18 protein-coding genes are annotated in these 20,725 nt (G+C 28.5%); 4 read left to right on the top strand and 14 right to left on the bottom strand.

All coding sequences use genetic code 11. From position 1 onward, the window contains the following. Positions 1-9: 9 nt before the first annotated feature. From QZ306_RS03145 to QZ306_RS03130, 4 genes are all read right to left on the bottom strand, one after another. Complete coding sequence (locus QZ306_RS03145; RefSeq protein WP_295160925.1) at positions 10-2,055, bottom strand: hypothetical protein; 2,046 nt, start codon at positions 2,053-2,055, stop codon at positions 10-12. 135 nt (positions 2,056-2,190) lie between these two features. Beyond that, the gene (locus QZ306_RS03140) at positions 2,191-3,090 is read right to left on the bottom strand and encodes a PhnD/SsuA/transferrin family substrate-binding protein (RefSeq protein WP_295160921.1); all 900 of its coding nucleotides are present in this window, start codon (positions 3,088-3,090) and stop codon (positions 2,191-2,193) included. Between the two features lie 19 nt (positions 3,091-3,109). Next, on the bottom strand, positions 3,110-3,694 hold the full coding sequence (gene nadD / locus QZ306_RS03135; RefSeq protein ID WP_295160919.1) for a nicotinate (nicotinamide) nucleotide adenylyltransferase: 585 nt from the start codon (positions 3,692-3,694) through the stop codon (positions 3,110-3,112). A 51-nt stretch (positions 3,695-3,745) separates the two neighbouring features. Next, positions 3,746-4,999, bottom strand: coding sequence for a homoserine dehydrogenase (locus tag QZ306_RS03130; RefSeq protein ID WP_295160917.1), 1,254 nt, complete (start codon positions 4,997-4,999; stop codon positions 3,746-3,748). A 272-nt stretch (positions 5,000-5,271) separates the two neighbouring features. On the opposite strand from QZ306_RS03130, the gene QZ306_RS03125 reads away from it, so the two are divergent. From QZ306_RS03125 to QZ306_RS03115, 3 genes are all read left to right on the top strand, one after another. Next, complete coding sequence (locus QZ306_RS03125; RefSeq protein WP_295160914.1) at positions 5,272-5,916, top strand: cyclodeaminase/cyclohydrolase family protein; 645 nt, start codon at positions 5,272-5,274, stop codon at positions 5,914-5,916. Positions 5,917-6,006: 90 nt separating this feature from the next. After that, on the top strand, positions 6,007-7,290 hold the full coding sequence (locus QZ306_RS03120) for an ankyrin repeat domain-containing protein (RefSeq protein ID WP_295160912.1): 1,284 nt from the start codon (positions 6,007-6,009) through the stop codon (positions 7,288-7,290). Between the two features lie 14 nt (positions 7,291-7,304). Beyond that, a complete protein-coding gene (locus QZ306_RS03115) occupies positions 7,305-7,652 on the top strand; it encodes an ankyrin repeat domain-containing protein (protein WP_295160909.1) in 348 nt (115 codons plus the stop codon). A 34-nt stretch (positions 7,653-7,686) separates the two neighbouring features. Here QZ306_RS03115 and QZ306_RS03110 read toward each other — a convergent pair whose 3' ends face one another. The 10 genes from QZ306_RS03110 to QZ306_RS03065 all read right to left on the bottom strand — a co-directional run bounded on the left by QZ306_RS03110 (position 7,687) and on the right by QZ306_RS03065 (position 19,352). Further along, positions 7,687-8,787, bottom strand: coding sequence for a glycoside hydrolase family 3 N-terminal domain-containing protein (locus QZ306_RS03110; protein ID WP_295160907.1), 1,101 nt, complete (start codon positions 8,785-8,787; stop codon positions 7,687-7,689). Next, entirely contained in the window at positions 8,751-9,686 is a 936-nt protein-coding gene (locus tag QZ306_RS03105) for a glycoside hydrolase family 3 N-terminal domain-containing protein (protein WP_295160905.1), read from the bottom strand. The genes QZ306_RS03110 and QZ306_RS03105 overlap by 37 nt, the downstream gene beginning before the upstream one ends. 216 nt (positions 9,687-9,902) lie before the next feature. Further along, a complete protein-coding gene (locus QZ306_RS03100) occupies positions 9,903-10,391 on the bottom strand; it encodes a hypothetical protein (RefSeq protein ID WP_295160904.1) in 489 nt (162 codons plus the stop codon). A gap of 129 nt (positions 10,392-10,520) precedes the next feature. Further along, the gene (locus QZ306_RS03095; protein WP_295160902.1) at positions 10,521-11,990 is read right to left on the bottom strand and encodes a hypothetical protein; all 1,470 of its coding nucleotides are present in this window, start codon (positions 11,988-11,990) and stop codon (positions 10,521-10,523) included. Between the two features lie 46 nt (positions 11,991-12,036). After that, on the bottom strand, positions 12,037-13,809 hold the full coding sequence (locus tag QZ306_RS03090; protein WP_295160899.1) for a SpoIIE family protein phosphatase: 1,773 nt from the start codon (positions 13,807-13,809) through the stop codon (positions 12,037-12,039). Positions 13,810-13,937: 128 nt separating this feature from the next. Beyond that, the gene (locus tag QZ306_RS03085; protein ID WP_295160897.1) at positions 13,938-14,894 is read right to left on the bottom strand and encodes an ROK family protein; all 957 of its coding nucleotides are present in this window, start codon (positions 14,892-14,894) and stop codon (positions 13,938-13,940) included. A 138-nt stretch (positions 14,895-15,032) separates the two neighbouring features. Further along, positions 15,033-16,055: a sugar kinase gene (locus QZ306_RS03080; protein ID WP_295160895.1), complete on the bottom strand. Its 1,023-nt coding sequence runs from the start codon at positions 16,053-16,055 to the stop codon at positions 15,033-15,035. Positions 16,056-16,195: 140 nt separating this feature from the next. Continuing rightward, positions 16,196-16,906, bottom strand: a complete 711-nt coding sequence (gene epsC / locus QZ306_RS03075; RefSeq protein WP_295160892.1) for a serine O-acetyltransferase EpsC — start codon at positions 16,904-16,906, stop codon at positions 16,196-16,198. A 12-nt stretch (positions 16,907-16,918) separates the two neighbouring features. After that, on the bottom strand, positions 16,919-17,845 hold the full coding sequence (locus QZ306_RS03070; protein WP_295160889.1) for a PLP-dependent cysteine synthase family protein: 927 nt from the start codon (positions 17,843-17,845) through the stop codon (positions 16,919-16,921). A 67-nt stretch (positions 17,846-17,912) separates the two neighbouring features. Next, positions 17,913-19,352, bottom strand: coding sequence for an aminoacyl-histidine dipeptidase (locus tag QZ306_RS03065; RefSeq protein WP_295160887.1), 1,440 nt, complete (start codon positions 19,350-19,352; stop codon positions 17,913-17,915). 290 nt (positions 19,353-19,642) lie between these two features. On the opposite strand from QZ306_RS03065, the gene QZ306_RS03060 reads away from it, so the two are divergent. Then, complete coding sequence (locus QZ306_RS03060; RefSeq protein ID WP_295160884.1) at positions 19,643-20,716, top strand: ribonucleotide-diphosphate reductase subunit beta; 1,074 nt, start codon at positions 19,643-19,645, stop codon at positions 20,714-20,716. The last annotated feature ends 9 nt before the right edge of the window (positions 20,717-20,725 follow it).

Below are 20,725 nucleotides of genomic sequence, written 5' to 3'. Positions count from 1 at the left end.
ATTTTTTATTTAATTTAAAATCTCCTGAGTTTTACTGCTTCCAGCTTTAGAAGAATTTTTAGGAGGTTCATAAATAGGCTTAGAATTTCTAACCGCTTTAATACCTGTTATTTTATCTTCATAAGAAGGCATAGCAGATAAATCCTTAAACACGGTAGAAGAGTAATCTAATATCTGAGTATTTGCAGGCTTTGATTCAAGTATTTTTAAGAACTCATTTCTCTGATTATCATCAATAATGCCTATTCTGTTTCTCCAATAAATAACTGTAGGATAGTATCTATGATCTTCGGAAAGAGATGATACTACTTCTGCAAACATTTTATCCGCTTCATATAAATTATTATAGGCAAATAAATTAACAGCTCCCAAATACAGTCTTGTTCTCATCAGAAGATTAAAATTATCTTTTTTATTATATGCAAAATTTAAATCCGATTTAGCCTGAGCCGCAAATTCTGCGGATCTTCTTCCTTCATTTAAAAATCGGCAGTAATATGCAACTCCTCTGTAATAAGCATACTCTTCCACAGATATGCCCATATATTCGTTATAAGGATTTGTACTGAACCATTCTGCAGCGACTTTTGACGGTCTTTTCAATACTTCCCTTATTATTTCTCTGGTATTTTCAGCATTTACATCATACTTATTTACAGGCGTATTCTCCTTTCCCACAGTTAAAGATATATCATCTTTTAAATCTTCATTATCTGTTAGTTTTTCTTTTATGCTGTTATCTTCCGTATTATTATTTAAAGATGAAATACGGTCTTCTATTATTATAGAAAATAAATTATATTTGTCTTTTTCCACTTTTACATTATTAGTGTATAATTTATCTCCGAAAGATATATATGCCTCATACATACCTTCAGAAACTTCAATTATAAAATTAGTGGAAATATCCGTACTAAAAGAATAATCTTCTATATCCACTCCTATAAACCCATTATTAGGATTCTTATCTATTAATATTGTTAATGGATATAATATATTTGAAGAATTAACATCATTAATTTTTTCAGTATAAATTTCATCTTCTTTATTAACCGCTTCTCCTCTTAATATATTAGTTTCATAATCCACAGTTTCAGGATCATCTATAACTATCTCATCTACTATTTCTTTTTCTATAGATGATATCCTCCTGTTAGAAGCATGCTCAGGAGTTTTTTCTTTTTTTGCTATATTTTGAAGCTCATCTAATTCTATTTTATCTTCAGGCGGTATTTTTGAATCTGATAATATATTATCAATCTCTTCATTTTCTTGAATTTCTTTTTCTATCTCTTCAATCTCCTTAGAAGAAGAATATCTGTCAAAAGAATCAAATTTCTGCGCCGTAAATGAAGAAAGCCCTGATTCTTCGGGAAGTATCGGAATTGAATTTTTAATTAAAATATAGACATCCATATCTGAAGTAGTCCATTCATACACTTTCTGCGTCATACTGTCAGGAGTTTTCAATTTTTTTATCATTTCGCTGATGCTCCTGTTTTCACCTGAAAAATAATCGTATATGGTGTTATTCGGATTCCTTGAAAGTATGTTTAAAGTTTCATAATAGCTTTCATAGACCATAGGAGTAATATAGCTTAAATACATACTCCAATATACAGAAGTGGCATAATTAGGATTGGAAGTTCTGCAGTTATCAGCATAATACTTGAATATTCTTGCAGGCAGTTCTTTATCGCCCGGCAAAATGGTAAGTATGCCGCCTATAAATAAAAAAGCTCTGTCATTATAAGAATATACGGGATCATTAGGAAGCTCTAAAGCCTGTATGAAATCGCTTGCCGCTCTGTTTACCTCTGTTCTTGCAGATCTGTATTTTACAAATGATAAATATCTGCTTACACCTCTGTAAAAATCAAAAACATGTATATTAACTCCGTATTCGTCGGAATACGCATTTTTTTTGAACCATTCTATAGATTTTTTAGGATTCTTTTCCTGCAAATCTTCCATATATTCAGGGAATGTTATGCCGTTTTGAGAAAATAACGGTAAATATAATAACAGCAATATAAAAGAAATAAGTTTATTCATTGTTATCTCCGTTTTAACTATTCTTTAAAATATCGGCATCTGTTAAAAAACTTAACATATTTTAATATAAATAAATATAATATCAAGTATATATTAAGGTCATATTCTTTAATAGCTTATTATATATAATTTATATTAATCCGTATAATAAAAATCGTCTGCAGGTATTTTTCCTCCTATGATTTTTTTATCAAAGTTATAAAGAAAATTATAATAACTATTTAAAGCAAATTTCATTTTTACTCCGCCGTAAAAAGTAAGCCCCATTCTGCTTAATCCGTATACTACGGCTTTAGGATTAACAATCATAGAACTTTTTTCCAAAAGATTTTCAATTTCATTTTTATTATTCAGAACATACTCTGTAGATTTTTTATACTCTTCCAATACCTCTTTTAATAAAGCTCTATTATTATCAACAAAAGTATCTTTAACTATAAGAACCGCAACAGGATAATTCTCAGTATACTTAGAAATATCTGCAACTATATGCACATCTTCATTTTCAAGCATTGCAGACGATAAAAAAGGCTCTGGAAGCACAGCTATGACGGCATTTTTAGAAAAAACTGCTTTTGCCAAATCAGGATTGCTGAAGGAATAATTTATATTAACATTTCTAATTTTTTCTTTTGAAATCAGATAGCGAAGCATTAAATCGGAAGCAGCTAATTTTGCGCCGCAGTAAATAGTTTTATTTCTTAAATCGTTTATAGTTTGAATTTTATTATCCGAAGATGCTATAAAAACTTTGGCTTCGGATATCACAGCGGCGGCTTTATAGCGAATATTTCTATTAAATATTATTGCAGCCATATTGGCAGGAACAGCTGCAATATCAGTCTCGCCTTTTATTATAGATGATATCATATTCTCCGGAGAGTTTATAATTTTTATATATATTTTTTTATAATCTCTCATCATTTTTAAACCGCCTATGCCTGTGGGACCATTCAGCAAATACATTTGATACGGATGCAGATTATTTATAAAAACAGATGCTAATATAAATATTGTTATTATACTTTTTTTCATTATATAGCCTTTTTAATACTTATAAATATAATTTTTTTTTCAATATATAGTCATACGCTTTTTTTGCCATAAAGTATCTAAAAGATTTTTTTTCTTTTATTCTATTTCTAATTATGCTTGAAGATATATCTATGCGTGGAGCTGTTATCACTTTCATATTATATTTTTTTACATTATCATTATATAAATCATTATTCTCTCTATTCACCGCTATTATATTTGATATCTCAGAAATTTTTTCAGGATACTTCCATTTATGAAAATCTTTTATTAAATCTGCTCCTATTATAAGCCCTATTTTACCATCTATATTATTTTTATAATTATCATATAAATAACTGATAGTATTTATTGTATATGAAATACCATTGTTATTTAATTCATATTCTTCAAGTGAAAATCTTTCATCATATTCTATAGAAAGCTTAAGCATATTTAATCTGTCTTCATTAGATACCTTACCGCTTATATTTTTATGGGGAGGTATTTTTGCAGGAATAAATATTACTCTGTCATAACCGCAATTAGTTATAACTGTATCAGCCAATATTAAATGTCCCAAATGAGGGGGATCAAAAGTACCGCCTAATATAGATATTTTCATAAATTATTTACTGATTCTTTATTTTATTATTATTAACTAAAATATAATTAATTATTTTATTTTAGCTATAAATATATTGTCTATATTCTCAACTTTTTCTACAGCTTCAATAATTGAATTAATATTAACATCTCTAAGCACAAACATAAAGTTTCCGTTTCTTTCCAAGCTTTTTTCAATATTAATATCATAAAAAGCTTCATTAAAAGCGGGCAGATTATTATTATTTGATTTAAATCTTACATAAAAAGCTTCATTTTTTTCCTTAAAATCTTTAACTTTTATATTATCATTCTTATTAAGAAATCCTAATATAGGTATTCTAGGTTCATTAGTAATAAGGCTGTTTCTTGCAAGATTAACCGCATCTGAAACTATAGCGCTGCTTGTAGGTCTTCCGCCTGCTCCCAAACCGTAAAATATTGTATCGCCTGAACGATCTCCTACAACTGTTATTGCATTAAAAGCATAATCCACATTTGAAAGCATATTATCGGAATTAAGCAGTGTTGGTATAACATATATATATGCATTATCATTTTCATCTAAAGACGCCTCAGCTATTAATTTAATGGTAAGTCCGAGCTCAGAAGCAAAAATAATATCATCTAATATAATATTTCTTATGCCTCTTATAAATATTTTATCAAAACTTATAACATTGCAGAAAGCTATAGAAGATAATATGCATAATTTATGTGCAGTGTCTATTCCGTCAATATCAAATGTAGGATCAGACTCGGCATATCCTTTTTCCTGCGCATCTTTAAGAACAATATTAAAATCTAAATTATTCTTTGTCATATTAGTTAATATATAATTGCATGTGCCGTTTAATATACCGTAAACATTCTCCATTCTGTCTGAAACTAAACTCTCTTTCATAGCCTTTATTATTGGTATGGCGCCTGCAACAGAAGCCTCAAAAGCAATATCCGCTTTCCTATTTTTTATAAGTTCATCAAAACAGCCTGCAAGCAGAGCTTTATTTGCGGTAACTGCGGGCTTTTTTGTTTTCATAAGAAGTTCTTTAGCTGTGTCCATTCCGCCTAACACTTCTATAATTATATCAATATCCTCATCATTTAATATATCATTCAAATCTTTAGTTTTTATTTTAATTTTATCTAAAAACTTATCATCTTTTACTTTATCAATATTTCTGCTGAAAATGGTTTTTACGGTTAATTTTATTCCTGTTCTTTTTTCTATTATAGAATTATTTTCTATAATAGTTTTTACAGTATCCTTGCCTACATGTCCGTATCCTGCAACTGCAACTTTAAACTCTTTTTTATTATACATTTTCAGCTCCTTGAAATTTAATTAAATATAAATTTGCTTTAATAAATTAACCTTAAAATTATTGCAAAAATTATCAGTATTGTATTTTTATGATTTCTAAAAATGATATTACTGCATTTGGTTATATAATAACATCTATTAATAAATTTCACAATATATATTAATAATTTAAGAAACTGTAAAATATATAATCTATATTGATATTTATTAAATAATATATTAGGATATATTTTTTAATTTTTAATATATAAAACATCTTGAGGATCTAGTTTATGTCAAAACTAATAGATAAAAAATTAATTGATTATATAAATGATGTTGATAGTTCATTGCCTGCTCCCGGAGGCGGAAGCGTAATGGGAGTAATAGGAAGTTTAGCATGCGCATTGGCTGGAATGGTAGGACATCTAACTATAAACAAGAAAAAGTTTTCAGAGTTAAAACAAGAAGAACAGGATAATTTTAAAAAAGCAATAGAAAAAATAAAAACAATAAAACAATATCTGACGGATATAATAGATAAAGATGCAGAAAGCTTCAATTTATTTATGGAAGCTATGAAAATGCCTAAAGATACTGATAAAGAAAAAGAAGAAAGAAAAAATGCTATGTCCGAAGCGGCTAAAAAAGCAATAGATGCTCCTTTTAATGCTTTAAAATACTGCTATGAATTAATGCCTCTCTTTGATATGGTATTAAAGTATGGCAGCAGCGGCGTTATAAGCGACATTATTAGTTCATACATTTTAATATATGCATGCGCTAAAGGATCATTACTTAATATTAATATAAATATACCTATAATAAAAGATAATACATTTACAGAAAATATAAAAAACAATTCCTACGAATATATAAAGGCAATAGAAAATAAATTCAGCTGTATAGAAAAAACAGAATCATTATTTAAAATATAATGATATTTTACAAATATAAGCAATATATTTAATTTAAGTTATAATAGTTCATATAAAATTTTAACATACAAAATTAAGGAATAAAAAATAATGAAAAAACAGAAATTAATTATAATTATAATTTTGATATCAACTATATATTTAATTTTATTAATTAATGCATTTTTAATAAAAAGGAATAATAAAATAAAAAAAGAATTTTTAGAGGCAGCAGAATATATAGAAGTTGAAGAATTAAATAAATTAATACATAAAAATGGGGTGAATATTAATATTAAAGACAGAGATAACGGCTGGACTGCTCTAATGCATGCCGTATATTATAAGAATACTGAAGTAGCAATAAAATTAATAGAAATAGGAGCAAATGTTAATATTAAAAATAAAAAAGGCATGACGGCTTTAATGTACGCTGCATGGAAAGGTTATACAGAAATAACAAAAGAATTAATAAAAGCAAAAGCAAATCTTAATATTAAAGATAATAAGGGCTGGACTGCTTTAATATATGCGACGAAGGTAGATCATATTGAAACAGCTAAAGAATTAATAAGAGCAGGTGCGGATATTAATATTCAAAATAGATACGGCGAGACTGCTTTAATGTATGCTGCATATTATGATTATACTGAAATAGTGAAGGAATTAATAAAAGCAGGTGCGGATATTAATATTCGAGATAAATACGGCAATACCGCTTTAATTGAAGCTGCAGAAATGGGGAATACGAAAATAGCGAAAGAATTAATAGAAGCTGGAGCCAATATCAATATTCAAGATAATAACGGCAATACCGCTTTAATTGAAGCTGCAGAGAATGGTCGTATTAGAACAGTAGAAGAACTAATAAAAACTGGGGCGGATATTAATATTCAAAATAAATACGGCGAGACTGCTTTAATGTATGCTGCAAGATATGCTGCCATCATATATAGTACTGAAACAACAGAAGAATTAATAAAAGCTGGGGCGGATATTAATATTAAAGATAATGAAGGCAAAACTGCTTTAATACATGCTGCCATGTATGGTTATACTGAAACAATAGAAGAATTAATAAAAGCTGATGCGGATATTAATATTAAAGATAATGAAGGCAAAACTGCTTTAATAGTAGCTGCAGAGAATGGTCGTATTAGAACAGTAGAAGAACTAATAAAAACTGGGGCGGATATTAATATTAAAGATAATGAAGGCAAAACTGCTTTAATATATACTGCATCGGAAGGTTATATTGGAATAGTAGAAGAACTAATAAAAGCTGGGGCAGATATTAATATTAAAGATAATGAAGGCAAAACTGCTTTAGATTATGCGGAAGAAAAAGGATATAATAAGACTATAAAGCTTTTGAGTTCTTTTAATAAAAAATAAAAAGGAATAAAACAATGAAAAAAATATTAGCTGTTTTAATTTTAATATCTTTTAATTTATATTCTCTAACTGAAAATGAAGCAAGCTTTATAGAAGCTGCAGAAAACGGAGATATTAAAAAAGTAAAAGAGCTCTTGGCTTTAGGAGCTGACATTAATATTCAAGATGATAACAGCTGGACTGCTTTAATATATGCTGCATGGGCAGGTCATACTGAAACAGTAAAGGAATTAATAAAAGCAGGTGCAAATCTTAATATTAAAGATAATGAAGGCAAAACTGCTTTAGATTATGCGGAAGGAAATGGATATAATGAAATTGCAAAGCTTTTGCGTTCTTTTAAGAAAAAAATGAAAAAATAACAGCTGTCATAATTTTAATAAATGAATTATAATTCTATGTGCCAGATAATATATTTTCTGAAGCGATCTTTAAAACTTTTGCACATGATAAAATATCGGCATCCATATCTTCAAACATATATTCTGTATTTTCATACAAATTACTGATTAAGTTTATACCGAAGTTTATACCGAAGTTAATACTCCCTGTCATAGCTAAATCATCTGTAATAACAACCCCGTTAAAACCTAAATATTTTTCTAATATATAGGCATATTCTTGCGACATACTTGCAGGCATTTTACTGTCTATATACTTATTTTTTATATGCGCCATCAAAACCATTTCAGCGCCTGCATCTATTGCTTTTTTAAATGGAATAAACTCTTTCATCATAAGTTCATTAGTAGTTTTATTAATAACAGGAAAATTATTATGAGAGTTTACTATAGTATCACCATGTCCCGGAAAATGCTTTAATACGCTTATTATTCCTGCATCCTTCTGAGCTTTTACAGTGTACTCAGCCATATCCGAAACAATATTTATATTATCAGAAAAACTTCTATTATAAAGATAAGAATTAGTATTGCTGGGTATATCACATAAAGGACCTAATATCATATTAATTCCTAAATCTAATAAGAACTTCGATTTTTTGTACGCTATATTATAAGCATACTCTTTGCTTGCCTTATCTCCTATGATTTTAGGCGAAATATCTTTCAAAGGATCAAATTTTATTCTTACAACTTCTCCTCCCTCCTGATCTATAGAAATAAGCATATTTGAGTTAACATATTTTCTTAAGTCGGAAGTTAATTTTTTTAATTGACTTTCATTTTCTATATTATAATCAAAAAGTATCACTCCCATTATATTATTATCTTTAAGAGTTTTAATAGTTTTCTTAGACAGAACTTTATCTTTTATTCCAACCATTAAAAGAACACCTTTTCTTTCTTTTTTATTCATTTTAGCGGCTTTATCTATATAATAAGATAATTGAGGATAGTCTTTTTTTAATTTTCTTATATATTCTTTTTCTATGAATATATTTGAATTGATTCTGAATGAACATAAAAATAATAATATTATAAATAAATATAATACATATTTTATAATTTTTTTATTAATTTCAGTACTTTTGAACATACTTCCGCATCCGTTTTTTTATTTTCTATAATTTTTTTTAAATTATTTAAATCTTTATAATAACTGCCTGAAAGCATATTAACCGCATAATTAATTATATTTTTATCATTATTAATATAATCAGTCATTATAATGCCTTTAAACTTCATATTTTTAATAAGAAAATCTCTATAAATATTATGATTTTTTATATGAGACATTACAATAATATCGGCATCGGCTTTTATGCCAGCTGAAAAAGTTTCTGTATTATCAATAATACTTTCCGTATTTTTTATATTTTCATCTGCTATATATAACTCATCATCATAATATTTAGGAAAATATTTTAATGCGGCTATGATGCCTGCATCCTTATAAGCTTTTACAGTTTGATATATAAGAGCCGAAGCTAATATTTTATCATTTGAAAATATATGTTCTTTAAGATGAGATTTTTCATTGCAATAAATATTACATATAGGAGATAAAATCATATTAATTCCTATAGATTTTAATTTTAATGCTCTTTCATATGCTATTTTGTATGCATATTCTTCGCTTTTTCTCTCGCCTATATAGCTTGCATAAACTTTAAAATTTTTATTATAGTATATGCCGTAAGTAGATTTATAATCCTGATCTATCCCTATTAATATTTTTCTTTTAGTTTTAATTTTAATATTTTTTATAATAACTGAAAGACTATTAATATCTAAATTGTCTATATTTATTATTATTCCTAATATAGTGCTTTTATTTATTATATTTATCAAATTATCATCATAATTTTTTACAGATATTATGCATAGCAGTTCTTTTTTATTTTCAGTATTATTATTTACTGAATTATAAGAAATATCATAAAGACGGATAAAAATAAATAAAAAAACTAATAATATACAAATAATACAGAGCATTTATTTAAATAAAAAATTCTATTAAAATTAATCAAATTTTATTTTATAATATTTACTTATCATCAGAATATTTTTTATAAAATTATTATACTTTGCCAATTCTAACACAATATACTCCTATTATTTATATTATAAAGCATAATATTACTATAACATTAAAACTTGTAATGCATTAAATATATATAAATATTTTATTTATCAATTAAAAAATTTATGCTAATCTTTTTTTATAAAATGTATCAATGATAAAATACCAATTAAAATAAAATATACGCACCAACACTCAAGCGCTATAACTCCTCCATTTTTTGATATAGAATTATTAAGTATTCCTGTCATAGGTGTAACAAAGCAAGAGAAAAAGAATAACCCATGAAGCATCATCATATATTTTAATAATTTATCCATTTTTTTATTTGCATCTATTGCAAGTCCGATAAAAAATGCTGAAAGGGACATCATTGAGTATCCAAGCAAATCATAATTAAAAAACAATCCCATTTTAGAATAGTCAAGTATAGCCATAGCTTTATCGTCAAGGTAATCCAATCGTATGGAAGTCGTCTGCGCAAAATATACAATGAATATTAAAACAGCATAAACAGAGGCAAATACCATTCCTACAATGAAAGCTGATATGCGTTTTTCATCTATTTCATTGAAAAAACCCGAAGACATCATTATATAACCAATTGCAAGCAGCATGCACACAAAATAGCTTCCGAAGTTAAAATCAATCATCATAAAGACGGAAAATAATAATACCGTAATTACTACTATAAAACTTCCAGCTATTGCTATTATTTTATTAATTCTAATACCTCCATTTTAACGCTACGGCAAAAACTCTATAAGCCATTCATCGCCGTATTTTTTTAACTGCAAACTTATACCGTAATATTCGCAGTACTCTTCATTTCTGTCATTTGTATAGCTTTTTATATCTTTAAGCTCCATCTTATCAATCATATCAAGTATATAGTCTATTTCCTGAGTGCGTAAAAACCAATCTGCATCCATGCCCTCAACAACACCGTCATTTTGCTTATTTTTTTCCAAATCATTTTTTACCGTTTCAATCCTATCTTCCAAACTTTTAATATAATTTTCTGAAAAATAACCCGAGTTCTCAAACTTTGACATATAAATATAAGCATTTTCCATATTAAATTTATAATATCCGCCGCCCTCAAAATCAAAATCTGCTATTTTATTAAAAGCCTCATTAATTTCTGTATAGTTCTCTGCATACCATCTTAAAGCATTATAATATGCTTTTTCTTTTGTGCTTTTGTCATCAGCTGCTATTTCATAAACTTTTTTATATATGCCTGTAAATCCATAGCTTCCGTTTGGCTCTGTTATAATAATAGTATCTGCATTTATAGGCTGTATATACATTGTATAACCCAAATCCATACCTGAAGCTTTTTCATAATACAAATTATAATCTTCTATACCGCATATAGGATCAATATACTCATTTTCTTCTAAAATCATTTTATTAGTATCGGTACTTTGAATATTTGTTATAATTCTGCCGTTTTCATCTTTAAGTTTATTAATGGCATACAAATAAAAATAACCGTCATCATTTTTCTTTAATTCAACAGATGAATTATAAAGATCTGTATATTTGCCGTCAAAATCATAGTTTTGAATATCCCCTATTTCTTCAGGCTTATAATCCGATTGCGATATTAATATGCCTTTCTGTATTTCATTATATTTATTAAAAGATACATCAGCTTTATTCTCATAAGGAAAATTATCAAAATTAGGATTTTCTTTTACTTCTCCGTAATAGTAATTAGAATAATAATTTTCTCTTTCCCATTTGGTTATTATAGTTTCATTAGGATCTCCCTCATAGCCTCTGTAATTATCCTCATAAAGAATTCCGTTTTTTACAGAAAAGCCTCTGTAATTTGCGGCAATATTGCTTGGTCCTTTTTCATATCTATCTTGTATATTATAAAGCTCATAATAGTACGAATTAGTACCATCTTTTGAAGATTCAAAGATGTAATTTTTATTTTCTCTATAATCTCCAAAATTATATAAATATTCTATATCTCCGTTATCTTTAAAAATATATTTAAAATTACCATTTATAACTATTTTATTTTTTACCTTTTCTAAAAAACGGATATCTTCCTGAGATAATATTTTTGATTCAGGTATTACTTCTGATGCTTTGTCAGTATCATAAGTACCGCTTATCTTTGAATCTGATGTTTTTTTATTACCGCATTGAATTATCATTAAAGATATAATTATAAATAATAAAAATATTTTTTTCATAATTTAATCCTAATATTATTAATAAAAAGCAATTATATAATATATATTATAAAAGCCTTGCAATTAAAAGAGTAATATCATCAAACTGAGGAGTTTTTCCTCTAAATGATACTGTTTCATTAACTATATCATCAACCAGTTCTTTAGAATTATCATAATCGTTTTTAAGAAGGGCTTTTAATCTGTCTTCTCCGTATTCTTCTTCATCTTTGTTGAATGTTTCGGTAATTCCGTCCGTAAATAAAACTATGGTATCGGAGCTTGAATAAGAAATCTGCTTATTTTGATAAGATGCATTTTCAATAAAACCCAAAGGCTTGCCATGCGTATGCATTTCATATATGGAATCTAAAGCGCTTATATTATATTTTTTTACCAAATACTGCGGCAGATGTCCTGCATTAGAGTATGTTATAGTTTTATTTTCCGTATTAATAACAATAAGAAAGCAGGTAACAAACATACCATTATTAGAATCTTTATATATATGCTTATTTGCAGCTTCTAATATTTTAGAGGGATCATCCATTTCAGAAAAATAAACCCTAAGTATGGAACGTGTCATAGTCATAAAAAATCCCGCTCCTAATCCTTTGCCTGATACATCGGCTATAATTAATGCATATTTATTACCGCCTATATTTATATAATCATAAAAATCCCCGCCCACATTCTTGCTCGGTATGCTTACCGCCGAAATATCAAATAATCCTCCGCTTGGAAACTCTTTCGGAAGAACGCTTTTTTGAAGCTGTTCTGTAAAATTAATTTCTTCAGTTAAAGATTCTTTTATTTTAGATTCTTCAGACAGAAGTATATGCATATAATTTTCTCCTATCTGCTGGGCAAGCATTTCCAAAAGAGATAAATTACTCAGATTAAAGGCTTTATCAATATTTCTCTCTGTGGCGCAAAGAAATCCTATTATATCATCTTTTCCCATTATAGGGGCAGCCATAAAACTATTTCTAGTATATCTGAGGCTTTTATTCGGTCTGAATCTTATATCTTTATCAACATTGAAAGAATAAACAGGTCTTCCAGTATGAAGAATTTCTGAAAGCACATTGTCATCTACAGTAACAACTCCGTATTTAAGTATATCTTCATCAATGCCGATTCCTGCTTTAAACTTAAAAACTCCGTTTTCTTTTAATATTACAGATACTCTATGCGCCTCAAATGCCTCGCAGACAATACTTATATTATCATTAAGTATTTCTTCTATAGTTTCGCATTTATTAATTGAAACGGACATCTGATATAAAGCACCGACTTCATAAGCTCTTGACTGCGCTCTGTCATAAACCATTTTATTAACTAATGCCAAAGATACTATATTTGCAAATAAAGACATTACAACCGTATCTTTTTCTATAAATTTACCGTTTTTTTTATTGATTAAAAAAAGAGAACCTATATTTTTTTTTCTGACTTTCAGAGGCACAAATAATATATTTTTTAATTCTTCGCCCAGCATTTCCATCATAGGAATAAATACCGAATCTTCCTTAGGATCATTAGAGTATAAAGAACATGAAGTGGCATAGGCTCTTACAGCAAGCGGTTTTTCGCTGTCTATGATATTTCCGTAGAATTTACTTCCTAGAGGTCCTATAGACATCTCATAATGCAGATTATATAATTCCTGATCCATCAAATACAGAAGTATAGAATCCGTATGCATTATGGACTTTATTTCGGATATAATATTAATTAAAGTTTCATCATGATCGCTGCCGGCATTCATTTTTTTAATGATACCTGAAAACACTTCTAGCTGCTTTTCTGGATCATCAACTATATCGTATATATCCACAAACTACCTCTATATTAATTAATATGCTCTATTTTATTATAGCATAGTGTATTTTATAGTCAACATATATTTAATATTTTTGTTATTCAAATAATAATATAAAAATATATAACCGTTTATAATAAAAATTAATTATTTTTAAAGAATAAAGCAGCGCAGCCCAAAACTCCCGCATCATTTCCTAAAGAGGCAGGTTTTATCTCAACATTATTAACCATCATTCTAAGACCGTAATTTCTCACACCTCTGTTAATATGATCTATCATCATATCAAAATCTTTGCAAAGTCCTCCTCCTATAAGAACTAAATCTAAATCAAGCATATTTAAAGCCTGAGCTATGGACATACCTAAATAATAAGAACATTCGGATATAGTCTCTTTGGCAAGCTCATCTCCTTTTTTAGCGGCATCAAACAAGGCTTTAGCCTTATTTTTTTCAAGCTCCTCATAAGTCAGAGATGTCGGAATAACTGCTTTATGAATTTTCTGTTTTGCCGCATCAATAAATCCCGTAGCGGAAGCATAACGTTCGATGCATCCGCTTGAACCGCAATTGCATTTATCTCCGTCAGGAACAACAAATACATGTCCGATTTCACCTGCTCCTCCTAAAGATCCTGTAAATAACTTTCCGTTAAATACAAATCCGCCTCCTACTCCCGTACCAAGAGTTATAAACATTACAGACTGATAATCTTTTTCCTTGCCGCTTCCGTATTTTGTTTCGCCTAAAGCCGCCATACTGGCATCATTAGCCGTTTTTGTAATTAAATTGAATTTATCTCCGATATCTGAAAATTTTAATCCTTTAAGTCCCGGTATATTTTCAGCTCCTCCCATATGAATAGTATCTCTGTTCATAACTCCTGGACAATCTATGCCTAAACCTATAAACTTATAATCATTAGAAATATTACTTTTCAATTTTTCTATAAACTCGGTAATAACTTTTTTATGTTCTTCCGCTGTATGCTTGGAATTAATATTAAAGTTTTCTTTATATAAAATATTGCCGCTTTCCTCTATAACGGCACCCTTCATAGAAGTTCCGCCTATATCTATAGCTATTACTGCATCCTTCATTTAATACTCCTAATATTATAATATACATATTTTTTATATTTTAGTACAAGAATATAAATTGTCAAGAATAAATTAAAATATACATTAAGCATAAAAATAAAATTATACCGTTTATAAAAAAATTAAATCAGTTTTTAATTATCTTTGTATTCTTCCTGATGCATCTCCGTTATACAAAGTCATAACTTCGTCCACAGATACAATATTGAAATCTCCTTCTATGGAATGCTTTAGACAGCTTGATGCAGCCGCAAATTCCAAAGCCTCTCTGTCATCTTTTCCGTTTAAAAATGAATATATAAGCCCCGCAGAAAAACTGTCTCCTGCACCTACCCTATCGGCTATTTTTATCAAATACTCTTTTGAGAAAAAATATTCGCTTCCATTATAAAGCATGCATGACCATAAATTGTCGCTTGCAGAAATAGAACCCCTTAATGTTATGCCTACTTTTTTTATATTGAATCTGTCGGCTATTTCCTTAGCAACTTCTTTATAGCCCTGATAAGATAATCTGCCTTCTATTATATTGCTGTCTTTTGCATGTATTCCAAAAATATTATCTGCATCTTCTTCATTTGCTATGCATATATCAACATAAGGCATTAATTTACTCATAGTTTCATTGGCATCTTTTGAAGTCCATAGCTTCTTTCTGAAATTCAAATCCAAACTTATAATAAGTCCTTTCTCCTTTGCCTTTCTGCAAGCATCTATGCATATCTCAGCTGCATTTATTCCAAGAGCTGGCATTATGCCTGTAAAATGAAACCATTTTGAATTATTAAAAATTTTATCCCAATTAAAATCTTCTCTGCTGCATTGAGATATTGAAGAATTAGCCCTGTCATATATTACTTTAGATCCCCTTTGACTGGCACCCTTCTCTAAAAAGTATATCCCTATTCTGTCTCCTCCTAATACTATATTTGAAACATCTATACCGTATCTTCTTAATTCATTAATACATGCCTGTCCTATATCGTTTTTAGGCAATTTAGTAACAAAAGATGTATCAACTCCTAAATTTGACAGAGCGAATGAAACATTAGCCTCCGCACCTCCGAATCTAGCATCATAAGAATTTGTCTGTACGAATCTTAAATTTGAAGGAGGCGAAAGTCTCAACATTATCTCGCCGAAAGTAATAACTGAAGCCATATATAAATCCTTTAATTCATAATGCAGTATAATAATATGTTATGTTAATAAATATTGCAATTATATTAATATGACTTAAGTAAATTAAATAAAAAAGAAAAGTAACGCAAAAACAATTTTTATTGCATATAATTAAAAAACTATAATGTTACTTTTTTATTATCTTCAACGGATTCTAAAACTATACAATTAGCTCCTATAACGGCATTATCTCCTATAACGGTATTTCCTCCAAATATAGATGCATTGGCATATATAGTAACATAATTTGAAACCGTAGGATGCCTTTTTATGCCTTCCAAACTTCTTCCATCAGTTAAAGATAAAGCACCTAAAGTAACGCCCTGATATATTTTTACATGATGACCTATTACCGTAGTTTCACCGATAACTATTCCTGTGCCATGATCTATAAAGAAATAATCCCCTATACTTGCGCCCGGATGAATATCTATGCCTGTTTTTGAATGGGCAAATTCTGATATGGTTCTTGCTATTAAATATTCCCCTTGATTATAAAATATATGAGCTATTCTGTAATAAAAAATAGCCCTAAATCCGGGATATGCAAATATTATTTCATCATAAGATTTTGAAGCTGGATCCGATTGAAAAAAGAACTCTAAGTCTTTTTTTAAACTTAATATAATATTATCAAGACATTCCATAAAATCAAGAAGATTGGAATTATTAACGGCTATATTCATATAAATTTTTTCTATATTTTTTTTTATTATATCCGTATTCGGAGTTTCTCTAAAAAAATTAGGAAAAGCATAATCTCTGATAAACTTAACAATATCTTTAATATCCTTTTTATTAGGCAGTTCATTAAAAGTTTTTAATTTCATATACTGTTCCTATTAGCTCCAATCATACCTCTCTCCCGTATCAGGCAAAATACAAAGCATAGTTACTTTTTTATCCATTTTTTTAATATCATTTTCAATATCCTTAGAAAAATCTATTGCCGCATAAACGCTGGCTCCTGAAGATATTCCGACAAAAAGACCCTCATTAAAACATATCTCTCTTGCCGTATTTATTGCATTATCATTAGATACATCTATTATTTTATTTATAACGCTTAAATCTAAAATTTCAGGTATAAAATTAGCCCCTATTCCCTGTATTTTATGAGGAGAGGCATAACCTTTAGTAAGAAGAGGAGAATCTTCTGGCTCAACACCTATAACTTTTGTATTTTTACCATTGTCTATTATATAGCGTCCTATTCCTGTTATAGTTCCGCCTGTACCTATACCTGCAAATAAATAATCAAGATCATCAATATCATTAAATATTTCAAAAGCTGTTGATGTATAATGAACAGCAACATTAGACTGATTAACAAACTGACCAGGTATAACAGAATCTTTTATTTCTCTGCTTAATTGATAAGCCCTTTCAACAGCAGCGTCCATTCCTCCATCTACTAATTCAAGTTCTGCTCCGTAATACTTTATAAGCTTTCTTCTCTCATAAGACATAGAACTGGGCATAACTATTATAACATTAAGATGTAAATATCTTCCTATAGATGCCATAGCAATGCCTGTATTTCCAGATGTAGGTTCTATTATTGTAGAGCCTTCTTTTAATTTTCCTTCTTTAAATAAATCCAATATTATTTGTTTTGCAGCTCTGTCTTTTACGGAACCTGAGGGATTATTTTTTTCCACTTTTCCATACAGTTCTATATTTTTATGCAAATTGAATTTAGATTCTATATTTTTAAGTCTTAAAATAGGCGTATTTCCTATTAAATCAAGTATGCTGCTGTATATCATTATATAAACTCCTTAAATAAAACATAATATACACTAAATTTTAATAAATACAATTTAATTTCTATAATTATTTTATATTTGCTAAGATTTCTTTTAAAATTATCCATACTCTATCAACAGATGATATACTCAGATATTCTTTCGGAGTATGAACATCATAAATATTAGGCCCCATACTGATTATATCAATATCATGCAAAGCTTTTTTTAATATTCCGCATTCCAAACCTACATGCAAAGCTTTTAATACCGCATCTCTGCCAGTAACTTTTTTATATGTTTCAACGGCTATATTCCTTATTTTTGAGTTTGGATTATATTCCCAAGCAGGGTATGAATCTTCGCTGAATAAAACACCGTTTACAGCCGATGCTAAAGCTTTAACCCTGCAGCCTATTTCATCTGATGAGCTTTCTAATGAACTTCTTATAAATATATCAAAATATAATTTATTATTTTTTTCTTCAGCCACTCCGTTATTGGCGCTTGTCATAACTAAATTTTTAATATCTCTGCTCATATATAAAACACCGTCAGGAGAAAGCATCATGAAGTTTATAACATCATTCGTTAACTTTTTTGTATAGCATTCTTTGACATTATAAGCATCTGAAACCGATATTTTTATGTCAGGATCTTCAATTCTGTATTCATATTTTATTTTTTTAGAAATATCTCCAATAACAGTTTTTATTTTATCGGTATTTTCAGCAGTTATTACGGCATAAGCATTTTTAGCTATAGCATTATGAACGCTCCCGCCATTAATACTGGCAATGCTGATATAATCTTTTACAGCATATAAAATTCTTCCCAAAATTTTTAAGGCATTAGCTCTCTGTCTATTAATTTCCATTCCAGAATGTCCGCCTTTTAATCCCGATATATCTATTTTTAAAGAGCTGTTTTTATTATTTTCTCTTTCAATATTAAATTCAACTGCTATATTATATCCGCCTGCACAGCCTGTAAGAAATACTCCTTCTTCTTCAGCATCAAGATTTATAAGCGTTTTTCCATTTAAATATTCATTGGTAACTGAAAAAGCGCCCTTCATATCCGTTTCCTCATTAGAAGTAATCAATATCTCCAATGCGGGATGCGATATATCTTCAGAATCAAGCAAAGCAAGTGCATAGGCAACGGCAATTCCGTTATCCGCACCCAAAGTTGTATTATCAGCTCTTAAAATATCACCCTCCGCTATTAATTTTATAGAATCTTTATAAAAATTATGTTCGGATTCATCTGTTTTTTCGCAAACCATATCCATATGCCCCTGTATTATAACGGGAACTGTATTCTCATATCCTTTTGATGCTTTTTTCTTTATAATTACATTGTAAACTTCATCTTGATATGCTTCTAAGTTTCTGTCTTTTGCAAACAGCATTAAAAAATCGCTGATTTGCTTTTCATGTTTAGATTTTCTTGGAATTTTACTTATCTCTGCAAACCATCTGAAAACTTCCTCAGATGCAAGTCCTTCAAAATTACTTAAATACATATAAAACTCCTAAACAATTTTTATATTCAAAATTATTATGAATTTAATTAAAATACAATAAAACTTATTCATATAAAAAAATATATCCAAACATGATAATTGTTCTATTTTACAGCATTATAATACTATAGTCAATAATACTTAACATATTTTATTTTTTAAGTAAAAAATGTATAAAAAATATACATAAATTACTGAATACTGTTTATAAAAATTAATTGACAAATATAAAAATAATATTAGAATTAATAAGCAATATTATTAGATATACAAAAAATCTTGGAGAAAAAATGAAAGTAGTTGATATAGATAAAAAGCCTAAAAATGAAAAAATATTTTTTGGAAATTTCGGACATTATATAAGAATTGACTCTATAAGCCATGAGATAGCAAAAAAATTAAAAGAGGCAAGCGAAGGCAATACTTGGTTCTCTAAAGAAGTTGATTATAAATCGGATAAAACCAGATTCTCATCGCTGCCTGAAGATGCACAGAGAGCTTTTAAGCTTAATATAGCATATCAGACATTGATGGACAGCGGAGTTGCAAGCGGATTTTCATCAATATTAAACAGAATAGTAACAAGCTCAATATGGTCTATTCTGTATGCCAGAATAGCTATAGAAGAAAATATACATGCAGAGAGCTATTCTTACGGGCTTTCCGAAGTTTTTGGACATCAGGCTACTGAAACTTTAGATTTAGTTTATAATGATGATTTTGTAAAACACAGAATGGAAAAAGAGGTGGAGCTTTTCGGAAAAGTTGATGAATTATGTAATTTAGAAAATTTAAATACCTCGCCAGATGAAAAAAAACAAGCGTTGCTCAGATTATTAACGGGAATATATTTGCTTGAAAGCATAAAATTTCCATTCTCTTTTCTTGTAACTTTCATAATAAATAATAGCTATGATAATGCAATAGCAGGATTTGCAAAAACTATTAAATTAATAGCGCATGATGAACTTAATGTACATGTTCCTACTGGGAAAAATGTTATATCCATATTAAGAAAAGATGATAATCAAGGTTTTTCTCATTTATTTAAAAACGGATGGTTTAATAATACGGCTAGGAATATGGTTGAATTTACCGTAAATGAAGAAATAAAATGGTCTAAATATCTATTTGATGGTAAAGAGGTTCTAGGCATTAACTCTTCTGTAAGCGAGAATTTCATAAAATATTGGGCTGGAATAAGATTAAAGGATATAGGAGTGGAAACAGAATATTTATCTGAGAAAAAATCGGATATAATAGATTGGTTTAACAGCTACAGAGATATAAATAAGCAAAATGCTGCTTTGCAGGAAACAACCAATACTTCATATCAGAAAGGTGCATTAAAAAATGATTTATAATTATTAATA

Source organism: uncultured Brachyspira sp., from assembly GCF_910588665.1.
Lineage (GTDB): Bacteria > Spirochaetota > Brachyspiria > Brachyspirales > Brachyspiraceae > Brachyspira.
This window is presented reverse-complemented; position numbering and strand designations above follow the sequence as displayed.